Source organism: Aquamicrobium zhengzhouense (assembly GCF_016124105.1).
Classification (GTDB): Bacteria; Pseudomonadota; Alphaproteobacteria; order Rhizobiales; family Rhizobiaceae; genus Aerobium; species Aerobium zhengzhouense.
Window position 1 is genome coordinate 34,342 of sequence record NZ_JADGMQ010000007.1, and the last position, 17,901, is coordinate 52,242.

General features: G+C 59.7%; 15 protein-coding genes and 1 riboswitch. Of the genes, 8 read left to right on the plus strand and 7 right to left on the minus strand.

Annotated features, from left to right (window positions below):
* Positions 1-10: 10 nt before the first annotated feature.
* Both IOD40_RS11200 and IOD40_RS11205 read right to left on the minus strand, forming a co-directional pair.
* Positions 11-1,762: an ABC transporter permease gene (locus IOD40_RS11200; RefSeq protein WP_210336870.1), complete on the minus strand. Its 1,752-nt coding sequence runs from the start codon at positions 1,760-1,762 to the stop codon at positions 11-13.
* Positions 1,740-2,840, minus strand: coding sequence for an ABC transporter ATP-binding protein (locus IOD40_RS11205; RefSeq protein WP_198476628.1), 1,101 nt, complete (start codon positions 2,838-2,840; stop codon positions 1,740-1,742). The genes IOD40_RS11200 and IOD40_RS11205 overlap by 23 nt, the downstream gene beginning before the upstream one ends.
* A 149-nt stretch (positions 2,841-2,989) precedes the next feature.
* On the opposite strand from IOD40_RS11205, the gene IOD40_RS11210 reads away from it, so the two are divergent.
* The 8 genes from IOD40_RS11210 (at position 2,990) to IOD40_RS11245 (ending at position 10,769) form a co-directional block, all read left to right on the plus strand.
* Complete coding sequence (locus tag IOD40_RS11210) at positions 2,990-4,189, plus strand: CaiB/BaiF CoA transferase family protein (RefSeq protein WP_198476629.1); 1,200 nt, start codon at positions 2,990-2,992, stop codon at positions 4,187-4,189.
* Positions 4,186-5,319 (plus strand): 2-hydroxyacyl-CoA dehydratase family protein, encoded by a 1,134-nt coding sequence (locus IOD40_RS11215; protein ID WP_198476630.1) that lies wholly within the window; start codon positions 4,186-4,188, stop codon positions 5,317-5,319. Before IOD40_RS11210 ends, IOD40_RS11215 begins: the two co-directional genes overlap by 4 nt.
* Positions 5,312-6,601: a 2-hydroxyacyl-CoA dehydratase family protein gene (locus IOD40_RS11220; protein WP_198476631.1), complete on the plus strand. Its 1,290-nt coding sequence runs from the start codon at positions 5,312-5,314 to the stop codon at positions 6,599-6,601. The genes IOD40_RS11215 and IOD40_RS11220 overlap by 8 nt, the downstream gene beginning before the upstream one ends.
* A 23-nt stretch (positions 6,602-6,624) precedes the next feature.
* Positions 6,625-7,608, plus strand: coding sequence for an NAD(P)H-quinone oxidoreductase (locus tag IOD40_RS11225; protein WP_233713948.1), 984 nt, complete (start codon positions 6,625-6,627; stop codon positions 7,606-7,608).
* Between the two features lie 15 nt (positions 7,609-7,623).
* Positions 7,624-8,421: an IclR family transcriptional regulator gene (locus tag IOD40_RS11230; RefSeq protein WP_198476632.1), complete on the plus strand. Its 798-nt coding sequence runs from the start codon at positions 7,624-7,626 to the stop codon at positions 8,419-8,421.
* Between the two features lie 107 nt (positions 8,422-8,528).
* Positions 8,529-8,915, plus strand: coding sequence for a hypothetical protein (locus tag IOD40_RS11235; protein ID WP_198476633.1), 387 nt, complete (start codon positions 8,529-8,531; stop codon positions 8,913-8,915).
* A 271-nt stretch (positions 8,916-9,186) separates the two neighbouring features.
* The gene (locus IOD40_RS20355; protein WP_198476634.1) at positions 9,187-9,843 is read left to right on the plus strand and encodes a tannase/feruloyl esterase family alpha/beta hydrolase; all 657 of its coding nucleotides are present in this window, start codon (positions 9,187-9,189) and stop codon (positions 9,841-9,843) included.
* Positions 9,844-9,848: 5 nt separating this feature from the next.
* Positions 9,849-10,769, plus strand: coding sequence for a tannase/feruloyl esterase family alpha/beta hydrolase (locus IOD40_RS11245; RefSeq protein ID WP_407649197.1), 921 nt, complete (start codon positions 9,849-9,851; stop codon positions 10,767-10,769).
* 57 nt (positions 10,770-10,826) lie between these two features.
* Here the strand turns inward: IOD40_RS11245 and IOD40_RS11250 are convergent, their stop codons facing one another.
* The 5 genes from IOD40_RS11250 to IOD40_RS11270 form a co-directional block, all read right to left on the minus strand.
* Complete coding sequence (locus IOD40_RS11250) at positions 10,827-11,942, minus strand: ribonucleotide-diphosphate reductase subunit beta (RefSeq protein ID WP_198476635.1); 1,116 nt, start codon at positions 11,940-11,942, stop codon at positions 10,827-10,829.
* 43 nt (positions 11,943-11,985) lie between these two features.
* Positions 11,986-14,859: a ribonucleoside-diphosphate reductase subunit alpha gene (locus IOD40_RS11255; protein WP_198476636.1), complete on the minus strand. Its 2,874-nt coding sequence runs from the start codon at positions 14,857-14,859 to the stop codon at positions 11,986-11,988.
* A gap of 97 nt (positions 14,860-14,956) precedes the next feature.
* Positions 14,957-15,158: riboswitch (cobalamin riboswitch) on the minus strand.
* 96 nt (positions 15,159-15,254) lie between these two features.
* Positions 15,255-15,368 (minus strand): DUF2474 domain-containing protein, encoded by a 114-nt coding sequence (locus tag IOD40_RS11260; RefSeq protein ID WP_198476637.1) that lies wholly within the window; start codon positions 15,366-15,368, stop codon positions 15,255-15,257.
* 2 nt (positions 15,369-15,370) lie between these two features.
* Positions 15,371-16,366 (minus strand): cytochrome d ubiquinol oxidase subunit II, encoded by a 996-nt coding sequence (gene cydB / locus IOD40_RS11265; protein ID WP_198476638.1) that lies wholly within the window; start codon positions 16,364-16,366, stop codon positions 15,371-15,373.
* A 1-nt stretch (position 16,367) separates the two neighbouring features.
* The gene (locus tag IOD40_RS11270; RefSeq protein ID WP_198476639.1) at positions 16,368-17,798 is read right to left on the minus strand and encodes a cytochrome ubiquinol oxidase subunit I; all 1,431 of its coding nucleotides are present in this window, start codon (positions 17,796-17,798) and stop codon (positions 16,368-16,370) included.
* Between the last annotated feature and the right edge of the window lie 103 nt (positions 17,799-17,901).

Here is a 17,901-nt window from a genome sequence, read left to right on the forward strand (position 1 = left end):
CCAATCTGGTTCACGACGTCGTCACGCGCTGGCTGCGGCGGGTGACATAGAGCATGAGGCCGACCAGCGACGTCGAAATCGCAGTGACCACGAGCGCCAATGCGGCGACTTGCGGGAAATTGCCGAAATTCCACAAATCGAGCAGGACGCGGCCAATGACCGGATTGTGCGTGCCCGACAGGAACGCCGAGGCGGTCACTTCGCCAACGGTGTGAACGAAGACCATGATCCACCCGGCGACGAGGCCAGGCATGGCCAGCGGCAGCGAAATCCTGAACAGGGTGCGCAGGTCAGACGCCTTGGCGACACGCGATGCTTCCGACAATTCGCCACCGATAGAGGCTGCGGCAGAGGCGGCAGCGCGCGCGGCATAGCTGAGTGTCATGACGATATAGGCCAGCAGCAGGATCGTCGTCGTACCGTAGATGCGCAGCGGCTCACGGCTGAAGGCGAGGATAAACGCAACGCCAATCACCGTGTGCGGGATTGTTGCGGGCAATCCCGTCAGGATATCGGCCAGCTTGCGCGCCTTGCCATTGCGGGCAAAGTGCAGAGCAAACGTGCCGGTCACCAGCATGTTGAAGGAGGCGACAATGAAGCCGAGCGTCACGCTGTTGATCAGTGCGCTCACCGTCTGGCGGTTTTCAAACAGGACGAAGTTGAAATTCGCGAGCGTCAGGGTCGAGAAGTTGACAGCTGGCGTCCAGAACGGCTGCAGCGAAACGAGAAGCAGGCCAAGGATCGGCAGCACCGCGGTCGCGAGCAGATAGAAGACCGCCAGCGCATAGGCGAACCAGCGCAATTTGCCGAGACGCACGGGCGTCGCACGGAAACCCTTGCCCGAAATTGCAGCGTTGCGGCCGGGGCGGGCGACCATGTTTTGCACGACCAGCAGGACCTGAACGAGGACGAGGAGGCCGATCGACAGGGTGATCGCGGGTCCAGTCTGGGCCGGATAGGCCTGAAGCAGGCGGAAGATATAGACCGAGATCACGTCAATCCGCGCGCCTGCGCCGAGGACCGCCGGAACCGAGAAGAGGCTGAGGCCGGAGATGACGCCAAGCAGCACCGAAGCGGCGAGCGCCGGACGGATCGCCGGCAAGGTGATGCGCATCATGGTCTTGAGGGGGCCGGCGCCGCCCGTGCGCGAGGCTTCTTCCATTGCCGGATCGACACGCTGAAGCGCTGCCGAGACGACGAGGAAGACGTAAGGCACGGTGTAGAGGCTGGTGATGATCACCAGACCCCACATCGAATAGATATTGAACGGCCCCGTGCGCATGGTGATCCCGAAGACATCGAGGACGTTGCGCAGCGCGAAATTGGCAAGTCCGGCGCGCGGGTCGAGCAGAACCGCCCAGCCAATCACGCCGGCGACGGGCGGCACGATCAGTGCGCAAAGCGGCAGAAGCTGCCCCATGAAGCCAAGGCTGGCATCGCTGCGCTCATTGATCCAGGCAAGAAACGAGCCGATCAAAAGCGCGATCGTGGTTGCGCCGAAAACGACGATCAGCGTGTTGAGAATGACAGTCGGTACGGTGCGCGATAGCGGCCCATCCAGGCGCGAATGGAAACTCGCGACGATGTTGTCGTACTCATAGACGATCGCGAGACCGAGCGGATAGATGATCAGGAGCGCGATGAGCGCGAGGACCAGCCAGAGCGCGAGTGAAAAGGGCGTCAGACCTGATCTGGTCCACCAGCTGAAGCCGGTCCCGGCTTTCGGGTTGACGCTCATCTCAAGCACCTTGCGCGAAGACATGGACGCGGTGCGAGGCGCAGGTCACGGTCAGCGTGCCATCAGAATCTGCCGTCACGGGTGCCTGCGTCGTAATCAGCAACTCGCCGCCATCGGTTTCAAGGAAGTGCTGACGAACTGCGCCGAGATAAAGCGAGCGGGTGAGGCGGCCCGTTATGAGGTTTTCGCTCTCGCCGAGAGCGGCAACGTTGCAGTGCTCCGGGCGGATCATGACGGCAACTTTCTGGCCGACGGACATGGATGCGGGGAAGTTGGCGGATTCGATCTCGCCAAAGGCAGTCTTCACCAGCAATTTGGCTCCTACTGAGAGGACAATGCCCTCAAGCTCATTGGCCGAGCCGACGAAGTCCGCAACATAGCGCGATGCCGGATGATCATAGATTTGTTCAGGTGCCCCGATCTGCGCGACCGTGCCGACATCCATGACGGCAATGCGGTCGGCAAGTGCCAGTGCTTCGACCTGATCATGGGTCACGTAGACAGCGGCAAAGCCGATCTGCGTCTGCAGCGACAGCAATTCGAGGCGGAGCCGTTCACGCACCTTGGCGTCAAGGTTTGACAGCGGCTCGTCGAAGAGAACGAGGCCGTCGCCGGAAACAATCGCGCGGGCGAGGGCGACGCGCTGCTGCTGGCCACCGGAAAGCTGGCCGGGATAGGCGGCAGAAAACTTGCCAAGGCCGACCTTTTCCAGCGCTTCCTGTGCGAGCGGTGCAGCCTCACGCTGCGACTTTCCCGAATTGCGGATCGGATAGATGACGTTTTCCAGAACGCTGAGGTGCGGCCACAGCGCATAGGACTGGAAAACCATCGACAGGTTGCGCTTTTCCGGCGGCACATAGATGCCGTCCCTGGATGAAAACACCACCTTGCCGTCGATGAGAATTTCGCCGGAATCAGGCTCTTCCAGACCCGCGATGCAACGCAGGAGCGTCGTCTTTCCGCAGCCGCTTGGCCCCAGAAGAACGACAAATTCGGCGGGATCAATATCCAGAGAAACGTTGTCCAGCGCCACGTGCGAGCCACGACGGGTCCGATAGACCTTCGTCAGATTGCGCACAGATACGCGTGGTGCAGCTGTCATCGCCCCTCACTCCCGATCGAGCCCTTGAGCCCGCTCATCCGAATTCCTCTTGCATATGTTTCTCAGAAAGTATCATGTTATGCAATAAAAAATCACATTGTGATAATTCGTCGACTGCAACATCGGCGATTGAAGGCTGGAGGAAATTCATGGCGGGTGCGATGCAGGGCATGAAGGTGCTCGATATGACCCACGTTATGGCGGGGCCATTCTGCACGCGGCAGCTGGTGCTGCTTGGCGCGGATGTCATCAAGATCGAGCGGCCGGGTGAAGGCGACGTGATGCGCTATTACGGCCACGACCCGCGCTTTGGCCGCAACTCGCCGAACTTTGTCGGCTACAATGCTGGCAAGAAATCCGTTGCGCTCGACTGGACCACGGAACTTGGCGCTGAAGCGTTGCGCCGGCTTGTCGCCGAAGCGGACGTCATTGTCGAAAACTTTCGCCCAGGTGTTCTCCAGGCGCGTGGCTTTGGCTACGAGGCCTGCAAGGCGATCAAGCCGGACATCATCTACTGCTCGATCTCAGGCTACGGGCAGGAATCCATCCTTCGCGACAACCCGGCCTATGATCACATCGCGCAGGCGATGTCCGGGCTGATGTCGCTGCAGGGCACCGAGCAGGACCCGCCGATGAAGGTCGGCTTCCCGCTGGTCGACACCTTCTCCGGTCACATGGCCGCATTCGCGATCGTCTCAGCTCTGCTGCGCCGCGCGCAGACCGGCGAAGGCCAGCGTCTTGACGTGTCGATGCTGGATGCCTCGATGGTGCTCATGTCGGCGATGATCCTGAAATACAACGCGACCGGCGACGTTCCAAAGCGCGTTGGCAACAAGGGGTTCAGCCTGTCGGCAACCGCCGACATGTTCCCGACCAAGGATCGTCCGATCTCGATCGGTGCCAACACCGACAAGCAATTTGCAGCCCTGTGCAAGGTGCTGGGCGTTGAAGAACTTGTCGCTGACCCGCGCTATCAGGATGCGTCAGGCCGCTGGGAGCATGCCGATACGCTTCGCCCTGTCGTTTCGGCCAAGATCGCCGAATGGGAAGCCGAAGTTCTGGAGGTCGAGCTCAACAAGGCGAGCGTTCCGGCGGCAGTCGTTCGCGATCTCAAGGGCATCGTCGCCCATCCGCACTTTGAGGGCCGCCCGACGTTCCAGTCGATCGACGTTCCGGCTTGGGGCCGTGAAATGAAGGTCCTGAACGGCGGCTTCATTGCCAATGAGGACACGCCGCAATCGACCGTTACGTCGCCGGACCTTGGGGAGCACACGGAAGAGGTCCTGCGCTCGCTCGGCTTCGAAGGTGAGAAGCTCGAGAGCCTGATCGCGGGAGCTCAACTGTCATGAGCCTCGAATCTGCAATGCAGCGGCTAGATGCTGCCTGGGAAAACCCGGAAGGAACCGCGCGCAAGATGCATGCGGATGGCTGCAAGGTCGTCGGCTTCCTTGGCGCAACCGTACCGGTCGAATTGATCGCGGCCTCTGGTGCCTATCCGTTTCGCCTCAAGGGATCCGCACCCGGCGTCGATTACGGAGCAACCGATCTTTCCGACACGCTGATGGAGCCGGTGCGCGAAACCTATCTGCGTCAGCTTTTTGACCGGATGCTCAAGGGCGATCTGGAGTGGATTGACCTTCTCGTCATCCCGCGCACCTCCGAGGGGCTGCTGCAGCTCTACTATCTGATCGACTATGCACGCAGCCTCGACATCGGGCAGAGGATGCCGAGGGTATATCTTCTCGATCTCCTGCAAACCCAGCACGACTACAGCATTCGCTATAACCGTAAGGTGCTTTCGGATTTCGCGGAGCGACTTGGCGAAATCACCGGCACATTGCCGGATGAGGCAGCGATCACGCTGGAAATTGCCGCGACAAATGAAACGCGCCGGGCATTTCGCGATCTTTGCACCTCCGGAAAACTCACCGGAATCCAGCGCCTGAAGCTTTCCGCCTTTGGCCAGCACGAGCCACGCGCCGAGTTCAAGGCGCTGATTGGCGAGTTTCAGAAGGCCGAGCCGAAGGCCGTTTCAAAGGCTATCGCTCTCTCCGGCTCGACCCAGGAGAATGCAGCCGTCTACGACGCATTCGCTGCCCATGGCGTCGACATCGCGATCGAAGATCACGATTGGGGCGCAGCCATTTACGAGCACGATGCAAGTCTCGAAGATGACCCGATTGCAGCGCTCGAAGCACGCTATCGCGTTCACGGATTAAGCTTGCGCCAGTTTGTGCGCCGGCAGCCTGAGCTTGGCGTCGATGGCAAGCCAACTCAAATCAGCGCCGTCGCCTTCTTCTTTGAGGAAAATGACGACACGCTCGGCTGGGAATATCCCGACGAGAAAACACGTCTTGAACGCGTCAATTTGAAGAGCATCGTATTGCGCGGCCCGGTCGGCAGCGAGGCATGCCAAAAGGCGATTTCAGATTTTGCCGCACAGCTTCCGGTCAGAGCAGGGGGAACGGCCAATGACTGACATGGTCTTTCAATCGGTCGCTGATGAGCCGCTGGCAACCACAGCGCTCGCCAAGGAAAAGCAGAAGAACTGGTTCAAGGATTTCCGCACCCGCTCGATGGAGCAGGGCGAGCCCTATGTGATCGCGGCGGCGGTCAGCCCACACGAGATTTTCCATACGATGGACGTGCCGGTGGTGACCAACACCTGGTATTCGTCGATCATCTCCGCCAAGCGCCAGTCGCCCTACTATTTCGACCTCATGGAAAAACTCGGCTTTCACGGCGACTTGCCGCGATATCTGAGCCTGCCCATGATGACGACGCTCGACAATGATCCAGAGCGCGCACCCTATGGCGGGCTGCCGAAGCCAGCGCTGATCCTTGACCGGCTACGCGGTGACTACGCCCAGCGCATCTCGACGAAATGGGCAGCGGCCTTCGACACCGAAACCTTCTTCCTTGACGTTCCGGCACAAAAGAAGCTGATCCCGAATTGGTGGGAACTGGCGCAGTGCGACTGGGAAACGCTCTATGAAAGCCATCGCCTCGACTATCAGGTCGAGCAGATCAAGGCGCTGATCGAGGTCGCAGAACGCACCTGCGGCCGCCGCTTCGACATGGACCATTTTGAAGGCGAGATGCACCGCATCAACCAGGCTGGCGAGAATGTCGCCCGCGCCCGCGATGCGATTGCTTCGGCTGAAAAGTGCCCGGTCAGCCTGCCCGACCAGCTCACCAATGTGATGGCCGCAACCTGGAACCGTGGTTCCCAATGGTCGGTCGATCACACGGCTGCCTATGCCGGCGAGATCGAAGCGCGTGTCGCCAACAAGCAGGCCATCTGCCCTGGCGAGAAGACCCGTCTTTTGTGGCTCAACACCGGTCTGTGGTTCAACACCGGCTTCTACCGAGCCTTTGAAGAGAGCCATAACGCAACCTTCGTCTGGTCAATGTATTCGAACTATTTCTCGGACGGCTACCGGAAATATTTTGACGGCGATCCACTGCGGGCGCTTGCCGCACGTTCGATCTCGATGAACGAGCAATTGCACCTGCCGCCATGGATGGCAGGCTGGATCTTGAAGCAGGCAGAAGAGTTCCGCGCTTCTGGGGCCGTCATGCTGACACCGATCGGCGATCGGCTGTCATCCTATGGCACCCGTGCCTGCATCGACATGCTGGAGCGTGCTGGCCTTCCGGTGCTTGAACTCAGCGCCAGCATGGTTGATGCCCGATTGTGGGACAATGACGCGATGATCGCCAGGGTTGGCGACTTCATCGATCAACGCGTAAAGGCCTGACCTGACAGGCAAGGAGAATGAAGATGGCGATGATGCAAGCTATCGAGATCAGCGAAGCTGGTGGCCCCGAAGTTCTGCGCCTTTGCGAGCGCCCGGTGCCGCAGGCTGCTGCTGGCGAGGTTCTGATCAAAGTTGCAGCCGCGGGCCTTAACGGCGCGGACCTTGCGCAGCGCCGCGGCGTCTACCCGCCGCCGAAGGGCGCATCGGACATTCCGGGTCTTGAAGTGTCCGGTACCATCGAAGCGCTCGGCGAAGGCGTCGATGGTTTCGCCGTTGGCGACCGTGTCGTCGCGCTTCTAGCTGGCGGCGGCTATGCGCAATATTGCAATGTCCCCGCAAGCCAGGTTCTGCCGCTTCCCGACCATCTGAGCTTCGTTGAGGGCGCAGGCCTGATGGAGACGATCGTCACGGTTTGGGCGAACGTTTTCGACATTGGGGGACTGCGTGAGGGCGAAACCCTGCTCGTGCACGGCGGCACCAGCGGCATCGGCACCACGGCGATCCAGCTGGCCAAGGCGTTTGGTGCGCGCGTTGCAGCCACCAGCGGCAGCGAAGGGAAGGCAGAACTTTGCCGCCAGATCGGAGCCGAAACCGCGATCAACTATAAAACCGAGGAGTTCGCCTCAATCGTGCGCGAACGTCACGGTGGCGCAAATGTTGTGCTCGACATCATTGGCGGGCCGTATCTTGAAGGCAACATCCGCGCCATGGCACCCAAGGGCCGGCTGGTCTTCATTGCCTTCAATCAGGGACGCATGGGCCAGCTCGACATTGCCCGCGTCATGATGAATGGGCTGACGGTGACGGGGTCAACACTGCGCAGCCGTCCGTTGGCGGAAAAGGCACGCCTCGTGTCGGAAGTTCGCGAGAAGGTCTGGCCGCTGGTTGAATCCGGATCGTTCAAGCCGGTCATCGATCAGGTTTTCCCGCTTGCCGAAGCCACTGCCGCGCATGTGCGGATGGAAAGCGGCTCGCACATGGGTAAAATCATCCTCACGCTCGATTAGAGTTGGGGAGGAACCATGGCCAGCGAGATTGATGAGGATGAAGGCGGTGCGCGCCAGTACAAGGTCAACGTGCTTGACCGCGCCGTGTCGATCCTCGATGCGCTCTCGCGCTATGGCCCAAGCCTGACGCAGACCGAACTGGCAAAGCTGACCGGTCTGCATGTCAGCACCTGCATGCGCCTTCTGATGAATTTGCGCCACCACGGCTTCGTCACCAAGGACGAAGACAGTGGGCGCTATCGTCTCGGCTATCGCCTGGTGGCGCTGGCCGAGGATGCGCGCGGCAATGCCGGCCTCGTCGAAGTCGCCCGTCCGGTCATGCGCGACCTGTGCCGCGCGTTCAATGAGACCGTGGTGCTGAGCGTCACCTCCGGCGATTTTCGCGTCGATCTGGAGCAGGTCGTCGGGCGGCAGTCGATCCGCCGCGTCGTTGCGCTTGGCGTAGAAAAGCCGCTCTATGCCGGCGCTGCCAGCCGGCTTCTTCTGGCAGGGTTTTCGGACGTGGAGTTCGAGAGCTATTTGAAGCGGGTTCAGCTCGAGCCATTGGCTCCGCACACGATCACGGAACCTGAAGCGTTGCGAAGCTCCATTGAGGACATCCGCAAGAACGGTTTCTCCGAGGGGAGCCAGGAACAATATGCCGATAGCGGCTACGGCATCGTCGCGCCGGTGAAGGGGCTGCGTGGTGAGACCATCGCGGTTCTTGGCGTCTCCGTTCCTCGCTTTCGGTTCACGGACGAACTGCGCGAACAGCTTCTACCCGCTGTGATTTCGGCTGCCGACGATGTGTCGCGGCGCATGCGCGGAAAATAGGGGCGCATCTTGCTTCTCGACATCACCTCCTGACTGAGCGGAACAAGCCCCCGTCTTGAAGGTTGGGGCGCGTGCCTTGAGCACGAGAAACCTATCAGGAGGAAGCCATGTCCATGAAATATGCTTCTCAACCTGCAGCCTTGGCTGCAGCCATCGCGCTAGCGCTGGGCTCCAGCGCTTTTGCTCAGACGATGGTCGGTAGCCAGGAAGTGAGCGAACAGGATTTGCCACGCGTCACAGAGCATTGCGCATCACTGTCAAAGGCGGACGAAGGCGCGGCCGATGCCGATGCTGGCGGTCCGGCAACCGATGATATCGAAGCTGACGATTACGCTGCCGACGTTGACACCGAGGCGATGGACGATGCTGCTGACGATAAGGGTGCAGCCGAGGGCGCGACCGCCGAAAACGCGCAGGACAATGCGAGTGGCGAACTGGACCTCGACGCGATTACTGCTGCCGATTGCAGTGAAGCAGGTCTGGCCACGAATTAAATTGTAACTGCGGGTATCATGCAAGCTCGCCGCAGTCAGAGAGGAAAGAGCTCAGGCGGAAATGCTGGGGTTCTTTTTCCGTCGCCTTTTGCGGAGCTTCTTTCTGCTGGCGAAACATTAGATTACGGCGCGACCACTTCCAATATTTAGCGTCTGCGTCTCGTGCCGATTGACCCAGCGGCACCAGTCAATAGCTTCCATTTGATCCGGCATCAGCTGGGTTCGTCAGCGCTCCAGGAGGTTGGGCCTGACGGAAATTGGGAGAGTCAGCATGAAGATTGGGTACATTTCGTTATTGGGCGGCCTGTTGGTCTCTACGGCCCTTCCTGCCGCTGCCGCTGGTATTGCCTGCGATGAACTGGCAAGCGCGTCGATTGAGGGGCTGAGCATCGTCTCCGCAGCCAAGGTGGATGCCACCGAAGCAATGCCGGCTCATTGCGAGGTCATGGCCGAAGTGCCGCAGAAGTCGGAAGATGGCTGGCCGATCAAGATGCGCGTTGTGTTGCCTGAAGACTGGAACGGCAATTCGATCCAGTTCGGCGGTGGCGGCTTTAATGGCGTGATCCCGCCTCAGATCGGAGGCCGCTGGCAGACAGACGCAGCCGCACAGGAATTCCCGCACAAGGGTTACGCAACTTTCTCAGGCGATTCCGGGCATGATCTGAACGATCTGCCTTTCGGGCCGGAGGATGATCCTCGCCGGGCCTCGTTTGCCCTGCAGAAAGAGGCATTCGAACGCTATGCCCGCAAGTCGGTCAACGAGACCTATGTTGCGGCAATGTCGATCATTGAGACGCGTTATGGCGCTGCGCCGAAGCTCCGGCATTTTGTGGGCTTCTCGCAGGGCGGCAAGGAAGCCATGGTCGCGGCACGGATCATCCTGAAGATTACGATGGCATCCTGGTCGGTGATCCGGTCTCCAACCTGACCGGCCTGAAACTTGCGCACCTGCAGTCATCCGGTGGCTTCTACAAGGATGGTGGTGCAGGCTGGGTGTCGCCCGAGCTTGCCGTGATCGTTACCAAGGAGGTCTATGCACAGTGCGACCCGCTGGATGGCGTGGAAGATGGCTGGATCGCCAATTTCGAAGGCTGCAGTCCGGATCTGTCGAGCCTGCTGTGCGAAGCGGACAATCAGGAAAACTGCCTGACGCAGGCGCAGATCGATGCGGTCAACAATGTCGCTCGCCCTGTCGAGCTTGAATATGAGATCGCCAACGGCCTGACAGGTCATTCCGGCTATCCGTGGGGTAACGTCGCCTGGCAGGGAAGCTTTGCCGGATCGCGCCCGCAGCCTTCAACGCCTGCGCCAAATGTGGGTGGCAATGACAGCTATGTTTACGGTTTGGGTGACGGCTACCATCGCTTCATGATCGCTCAGGACGCCGAGGCGGTGTCGCTTGGCTTTGACCCCAATGACGAGAGCGTGCGCGACCGGATTGTAGAAGTCTCAAGCATCCTCGACGCCACCAACCCTGATCTGTCGCCGCTCCACGCCAGGAACGGAAAGCTCATCCTCTACGCGGGCGGCGCTTCGGAAGTCCCTCCGGCTGAGGTCGCGGCCTATTGGAAGCGGGTGCTCGAGACTGTCGGCGAAGATAAGGTTGCCGAATTTTCTCGCTTCTACATCTTTCCGTCGATCAACCATGGCGGGGTAGGGCCGGAAGGCATGCCGAACCAGTCCGACCTTTTCAGCGCGCTGGAAGCATGGGTCGAGACCGGCGAAGCGCCGGGGGAGCTGATCAACCAGTCGAAGTCTGGTGAGATCACACGTCCACTCTGCCAGTACCCGACCTGGCCGCAATATCAGTCGGGCGACGTCAACGCGGCGTCCAGCTTCAAATGCGTTAACTGATCTGCGAGGCACGGGGCGGCGATGGTCGCCCCGTATTTTGCTTGAATTCGCGCCCACTCAATCCCAGCTGAGCGCGCCGCCACTCTGATATTCGATGACCCTTGTTTCGAAGAAGTTCTTTTCCTTCTTCAAATCCATCGCTTCCGACATCCACGGGAACGGGTTCTCGACATCTGCAAATACCGGCTTCAGGCCAAGCTGCGCGCAGCGGCGATTGGCGATGAAGTGCATATATTGTTCGCACAGCGCAGCATTGAGCCCAAGGAAGCCGCGCGGCATCGTATCGCGCCCGTAAGCCGCCTCAAGCTCCGCCGCTTCGAGGATCATGCCGCGAATTTCATCCTGAAATTCCGGGGTCCAGAGGTCAGGGTTCTCGATCTTGATCTGGTTGATGACATCGATGCCGAAATTGAGGTGGATCGATTCATCGCGCAAGATGTACTGGTACTGTTCGGCGATGCCGACCATCTTGTTGCGGCGGCCAAGCGAGAGGATCTGAGCGAAGCCGGTGTAGAACCACATCCCTTCAAAGATGACGTAGAACGCGACCAGATCGCGCATGAACGCCTGATCCGCCTCGGGCGTGCCTGTCTTGAAATCCGGGTCGTCGAGGTTCTGGGTGTATTTCAACGCCCACGCCGCCTTGTCGGTGATCGACGGCACCTCCCGGTACATGTTGAACAACTCGCCCTCGTCCAGAGCGAGGCTTTCGACGATATATTGGAAGGTATGCGTGTGGATCGCTTCTTCGAATGCCTGGCGCAGCAAATATTGGCGGCATTCCGGGTTCGTCAGATGGCGATAGATCGCCAGAACGATGTTGTTGGCGACCAAAGATTCCGAAGCGGCGAAGAAGCCGAGATTGCGCTTGAGCATCCGGCGTTCATCTTCGGTCAGCCCGTCCTTTGATTTCCACAAGGCAATGTCGGCCTGCATCGACACTTCGGTCGGCATCCAGTGATTGTTGCAACCGGCGAGATATTTTTCCCAGGCCCAGCGGTATTTCAGGGGCAATAGCTGGTTCACGTCCGCGCGGGCATTGATCATCCGCTTGTCGTCAACCGAAACGCGGGCACCGCCGCGTTCGATTTCACCAAGTCCGGTGGCGTCAGCTTCGCCGCTGTCGGTCGAAGCCGCCAGTGAAGACGGCTTGGTTTCTGACCAATCGAGCATGTTCTTACTCCAGATTTCGATGTGAGGTGCGTTTTTGGCAGGCCTATTGGCAGGCCTCGCAATCCGGATCGTCGATGGAACAGGCCTTTGCCCAGGCGCCGTTCTGATCAATCGTGATCGAAGACGCGGCAACAGACGCCGACACCGCATTCAGCTTGCCATCGGTGCCTTTCAGTGTCGATTTTTCGACATGCGTCGCGGAGCGCGAGCGCAGATAGTAGGTGGTCTTCAGGCCCTTGTTCCACGCCAGCCGGTACAGCTCATCGAGCTTCTTGCCGCTCGGGTTGGCGATGTAGAGATTGAGTGACTGCGATTGGTCGATCCATTTCTGCCGACGGGATGCGGCCTCGATCAGCCAGCTCGATTCCAGTTCGAATGCGGTTGCGTAGAGCGCTTTCAAATCGTCCGGAATGCGATCGATCTGGCCGACAGAACCATCAAAATATTTGAGGTCCGAGACCATCACCTCATCCCACAGACCGCGAGCTTTCAGGTCGTGAACCAGCTGGGCATTCACCACGGTGAAGTCGCCGGACATGTTCGATTTGACGAAGAGGTTCTGATAGGCGGGCTCGATTGACTGCGAGACGCCGCAGATGTTGGAAATCGTCGCGGTTGGGGCAATCGCCATCGTGTTGGAGTTGCGCATGCCAACGGTTATGACGCGGCTGCGCAACGCCTCCCAGTCGAGCGTCATGCTTTCATCCATGTCGACGCTTGGACGTGCCTCTTTCATCAGCCGGATCGAGTCGATCGGCAGGATGCCCTGCGACCACAGCGACCCATCAAAGCTGCCATAGCGACCGCGCTCGGCGGCAAGATCTACCGATGCTGAAATCGCGTGGTAGCTGATCGCTTCCATTGACAGATCGGCAAATTCCACCGCAGCTGCCGAGGCATAAGGGATCCGCAGTTTCTGCAGCGCGTCCTGGAAGCCCATGAGCCCAAGGCCGACCGGGCGATGACGCAAATTCGACGCGCGTGCTTCCGGGATGGTGTAGAAATTGATGTCAACGACATTATCCAGCATCCGCATCGCGGTTTTCACCGTCGCGGCAAGCCGGTCGAAGTCGAGACCGTTCTCGCCCAGATGATTGACGAGATTGACGGAACCGAGATTGCAGACCGCGACCTCGTCCTTCGAGGTGTTGAGCGTGATCTCGGTGCACAGATTTGACGAGTGGACGACGCCGACATGGCCTTGGGGCGAGCGGATGTTGCACGGATCCTTGAAGGTAATCCACGGATGTCCGGTCTCGAACAGCATGGTCAGCATCTTGCGCCACAGATCGAGTGCCCGAACGGTGCGGTGCACACGCATCTCGCCACGCTCGGCCTTGGCCTCATAGGCCTCGTAAGCTGCGCGAAATTTCGCGCCGTAGAGGTCGTGCAGATCAGGCGTTTCATCTGGAGAGAACAGCGTCCAGTCGCTGTCCATTGAAACCCGCTCCATGAAGAGGTCCGGAACCCAGTTGGCCGTGTTCATGTCATGGGTGCGGCGCCGGTCATCGCCGGTGTTCTTGCGAAGATCGAGGAATTCCTCGATGTCGATGTGCCAGGTCTCGAGATAGGCGCACACCGCACCCTTGCGCTTGCCACCCTGATTGACCGCAATCGCGGTGTCATTGGCGACCTTCAGGAACGGCACCACGCCCTGGCTCTCGCCATTGGTGCCTTTGATATGCGCACCAAGACCGCGAACCGGCGTCCAGTCATTGCCAAGGCCGCCGGAGTATTTCGCCAGAAGCGCGTTGTCCTTGATGCCCTTGAAGATCGCCTCGAGATCATCGCCAATGGTGGTCAGGAAGCAGGATGACAGCTGCGGCCGGGTCGTTCCCGAGTTGAACAGTGTCGGCGTGGAGGCCATGAAATCGAACGAGGACAAAAGATTGTAGAACTCGATCGCGCGGTTCTCGCGGTCGATCTCGCGCAGAGCCAGTCCCATCGCCACCCGCATGAAGAATGCCTGCGGCAGCTCGAACCGCTTGCCGTCGCGATGCAGGAAGTAGCGATCATAGAGGGTCTGCAAGCCGAGATACTGGAAATTGAGATCGCGCTCCGGCTTGAGAGCCGCGCTTATCCGTTGCAGGTCGAAGCGCTCCAGCTCCGAATCGATCAGGCCTGCCTTGATGCCGGTCGCGATGAACTGAGGAAAATAGCTGGCGTAACGCGATGCCATCTCCGACTGCGTCGCCTGTTCGGCACGACCGGAAACGAGGCTCAGTGCCTCACGGCGCAGTTTGTCCATCAGGAGACGAGCGGCAACGAACGCATAGTTCGGCTCCTGCTCGATCAGCGTGCGCGCAGCCATGATCGGTGCCAGTGACAGCTCGTCCTGCGTGATGCCATCGTAGAGGTTTCTGCGGGTCTCTGTCAGGATGGGCGACGCCGAAACCGCGTCCAGCCCATTGCATGCTTCTTCAACGATACGCGTCAGCCGCGTTTCATCGAGCGCAACAAGCTCTCCGTCTTCCGAAGTCATTTTCAATGCGGGGGCTGACGGAGCGGTTGCAAATTCCTTCTCCGCCGTACGTTCACGCGCACGCTCCTCGCGATAAAGCACGTATGCCCGCGCAATCTTGTGGTGTTCGCCGCGCATCAGCGCGAGTTCCACCTGATCCTGCACGTCTTCGATGTGGAACAGGCGGCCTTCGCCAACGCGGCGGGTAAGCGCCGAAACGACTTGTCCGGTCAGTTCTTCGACTGCCTCGTGTACCCGGCGGGAACCGGCGGCAGTTGACCCTTCCACGGCCAGAAAGGCCTTGGTCAGCGCGATGCTGATTTTGCGCGCGTCAAAGGGCGTGACGGCACCATTGCGGCGCAAAAGCTGATAGCCCGGAGCCGCGGTTGCTTCTGACGAAATTCCAAGTGGAACGAAGCTCGCTCCGTCCGTGCGGTGGGTTGCAGTCGCCGACATCATATCCCCGTGTCGTTGACGAACGGGGAAGGGTGGGAACACCGGCTGAACGCAATTGTCCAACCGCTGCGCACCACCGGGACACCCCGCCCGAGGTTCGAAACAATGCGTCACGGCAGGTCTCCTGGCTCACAGGTCATTGTTTCTGCCAGCCTTCCCAGTGAACCCACCAGTGGCAAAATCGACAGAAACTCGCTGCTTACAGTTGCGGGGGCAGCGCCGGAGTTCCCTTTCAGGTCACCGGCTTCCCTCTTAGCTCTCGCACCAAGGCACGAGAGACCGTAACGGCTAGATATTGCGCGTCAGGGTGCGAGGATGTCAATTGATAGTAGAGGGGCGGCTCGTCAAAGCTGTGTATGGACGAGCCGGCTGAAAAGCGTGGGGCAGTTAAACGGTCACATCAGCCAGAGGCGAATGATGTAACCGACCGTCGCAACGCAAGCGACGCCTCCCGCCCACAACAGGACGAACCAGAGAAGCCGCTGCCAGACAGGTCCAGGTGCAGACATGCTCAATGGTAGCCTTCATGCCCGACTTTTCCGCGAAACACCCAATAGCTGTAGGCGGTATAGGCAAGGATGATCGGGATAAGGATCCCCGCACCTACCAGCATGAATATCAGGCTGGATTCGGGTGATGCGGCTTCATGAATGGTGATCCGGCCGGGGATGACGTCGGGAAACACACTGATCCCAAGCCCCAGCATGCTGAGCGCGAACAGCCCGAGAGCCAGGAGGAATGGGAAGATCTCCCAGCGGCGGTGGAGGCTGTAGAAATACGCTGCCGCGGCGATCGTCACCAGCAAGGGCACCTGCGCAGTGAAGAGGATGTTTGGCCAGGCGAACCAGCGCTCGTAGAAGGCTTCTTCAAGGAACGGCGTTGCAAGGCTTACCGCGGCCACGCACGCAACCGTCGCGAGTCCACACGTCTTCGCGTAGTAAAACGCCTTGTCCTGCAATGCTCCTTCAGTCTTCATGATCAGCCAGGTGGAGCCGAGTAGCGCATAGCCGATGACGAGGCTGACGCCGGTCAGAAGGCTGAATGGCGAGAGCCAGTCCCACCATCCGCCGCCATAGGCCCGCCCATCGACATTGATACCCTGGAGCAATGCGCCCAGCGTCACCCCTTGCGCGAAGGCGGCGACCAGTGATCCACCCGCAAATGACATGTCCCAGAACCATTCGTGAGCAGGATCGCGCCACCGAAATTCGAACGCGACCCCGCGAAAGACCAGAGCCAGAAGCATTGCAATGATCGGTGCGTAAAGCGCGGGCATGATGATGGCATAGGCGAGCGGGAAGGCGGCCATGAGTCCGCCTCCGCCCATGATCAGCCAAGTCTCGTTTCCGTCCCAGACCGGAGCCACGGAATTCATCGCCTGGCTGCGCTGAGAGCCTGCCTCCAGGGTTGGGAACAAGATGCCGACCCCAAGATCAAACCCGTCCAGCACCACATAGGCGAAGACTGCAAAGGCGAGGATGAAGGCCCACAAGACTGGTAGATCCATCTCATTCTCCCTTGGAATCAGAGCCGATGGCAAGATCAGGCCGGACTGCTGCAGCGGGTGTAATGCCCGCCGTCCGGATCGGTGCCGTGCCGCCCTCAAGGCCCGACTCTGCCGGCATGGGCGCGTGCGCCATCAGTCGCAAAATGTACCAGATGCCGACCGAGAACACCGCGAAATAGACAATGATGAAGGCGATGAGCGAGGCAGCGACAGCGGGCGCATCAAGCGGAGAGACAGAATCTGCCGTCCGCAACAGGCCGTAAATCGTGTAGGGCTGTCGCCCGACCTCCGTCGTCACCCAACCGGCGATGACGGCAACAAACCCTGCTGGCCCCATCACAATCGCGAAACGGTGCAGGAGGGGCCAGTCGTAAAGTCGCCCTCGCAGATGGGCCAGCAGCGAAATCCCGCCCAGCGCCAGCATCAGCATTCCAAGCCCGACCATGATGCGGAAAGACCAGAAGATGATGGCAACGGGCGGCCACTCTTCCCGAGCAACGGTTTCGAGCCCATCCATCGGCGCCGTGAGGCTGTGCTTGAGAATGAGCGAGCCAAGATTTGGAATCGCAATCGGATAGCGAAGGGTGGCGTTCTCCTCGTCAGGAATTCCGAACAGGTAAAGCGGAGCACCGTCGGGATGGCTGTCGAAATGCCCCTCCATAGCCATGATCTTGACCGGCTGATTCTCAAGCGTGTTGAGCCCGTGCAGATCACCGACAAAGATTTGGATCGGCGCGGTCACGACGATCATCCCCATCGCCATCGTAAACATGACCCGCGTGCCGTGCGTGTTGTGCTTGCGCAAGAGGTGCCACGCAGCCACCGCTCCCACCACCAGTGCGGTGGTGAGATACGAGCCGAGCACCGTGTGAACGAGCCGATAGGGGAAGGAGGGTGTGAAGATGATCGCCCACCAGTCTTCCGGAACAAACTGCCCGACCTCATTGAAGGTATGTCCGGCTGGCGTCTGCATCCAGGAATTTGCGGCGATGATCCAGAATGAGGAAAGGAGCGTACCGAATGCGACGGCGAGCGTTGCCGCAAAGTGCAACCCCTTGCCGACCCGGCTGAGCCCGAAAAGCATGATGCCGAGGAAGCCGGCCTCAAGGAAGAAAGCGGTGAGCACCTCATAAGCCATCAAGGGACCGACAATGGGCCCTGCAAGATCAGAGAAGACCGACCAGTTGGTGCCGAACTGGTAGGAAAGCACGATACCGGAGACGACGCCCATGCCAAAATTGATGGCGAATATCTTGATCCAGTAGCGGAAGAGATCGAGGTAGACCGATTTTCCGGTCCATAGCCACAGACCTTCCAGAACCGCCAGATAACTTGCCAGGCCGATCGTGAGAGCGGGAAAGATGAAGTGGAAGGAGACGGTGAATGCGAACTGGATGCGAGCCAGAAGCAGGGCATCAAAGCCTTCGAACATACGATCCTCCGATCACATGAGCGGAAATTAGCGCACGAATCCCGCCGACTGGCAAACTGCAAATTCGTCTCTCAACTCATGAGGCGTGTTTTCGATCCTTCTT

Bases quoted from the DNA above. Each gene is read 5' to 3' on its own strand.
- IOD40_RS11250 (WP_198476635.1), bottom strand. From the start codon at position 11,942: ATGCTCGATTGGTCAGAAACCAAGCCGTCTTCACTGGCGGCTTCGACC.
- IOD40_RS11205 (WP_198476628.1), bottom strand. From the start codon at position 2,840: ATGACAGCTGCACCACGCGTATCTGTGCGCAATCTGACGAAGGTCTAT.
- IOD40_RS11210 (WP_198476629.1), top strand. From the start codon at position 2,990: ATGGCGGGTGCGATGCAGGGCATGAAGGTGCTCGATATGACCCACGTT.
- cydB (WP_198476638.1), bottom strand. From the start codon at position 16,366: ATGGATCTACCAGTCTTGTGGGCCTTCATCCTCGCCTTTGCAGTCTTC.
- IOD40_RS11255 (WP_198476636.1), bottom strand. From the start codon at position 14,859: ATGTCGGCGACTGCAACCCACCGCACGGACGGAGCGAGCTTCGTTCCA.
- IOD40_RS20355 (WP_198476634.1), top strand. From the start codon at position 9,187: ATGAAGATTGGGTACATTTCGTTATTGGGCGGCCTGTTGGTCTCTACG.
- IOD40_RS11260 (WP_198476637.1), bottom strand. From the start codon at position 15,368: ATGTCTGCACCTGGACCTGTCTGGCAGCGGCTTCTCTGGTTCGTCCTG.
- IOD40_RS11215 (WP_198476630.1), top strand. From the start codon at position 4,186: ATGAGCCTCGAATCTGCAATGCAGCGGCTAGATGCTGCCTGGGAAAAC.
- IOD40_RS11220 (WP_198476631.1), top strand. From the start codon at position 5,312: ATGACTGACATGGTCTTTCAATCGGTCGCTGATGAGCCGCTGGCAACC.
- IOD40_RS11235 (WP_198476633.1), top strand. From the start codon at position 8,529: ATGTCCATGAAATATGCTTCTCAACCTGCAGCCTTGGCTGCAGCCATC.
- IOD40_RS11225 (WP_233713948.1), top strand. From the start codon at position 6,625: ATGGCGATGATGCAAGCTATCGAGATCAGCGAAGCTGGTGGCCCCGAA.
- IOD40_RS11270 (WP_198476639.1), bottom strand. From the start codon at position 17,798: ATGTTCGAAGGCTTTGATGCCCTGCTTCTGGCTCGCATCCAGTTCGCA.
- IOD40_RS11230 (WP_198476632.1), top strand. From the start codon at position 7,624: ATGGCCAGCGAGATTGATGAGGATGAAGGCGGTGCGCGCCAGTACAAG.
- IOD40_RS11200 (WP_210336870.1), bottom strand. From the start codon at position 1,762: ATGTCTTCGCGCAAGGTGCTTGAGATGAGCGTCAACCCGAAAGCCGGG.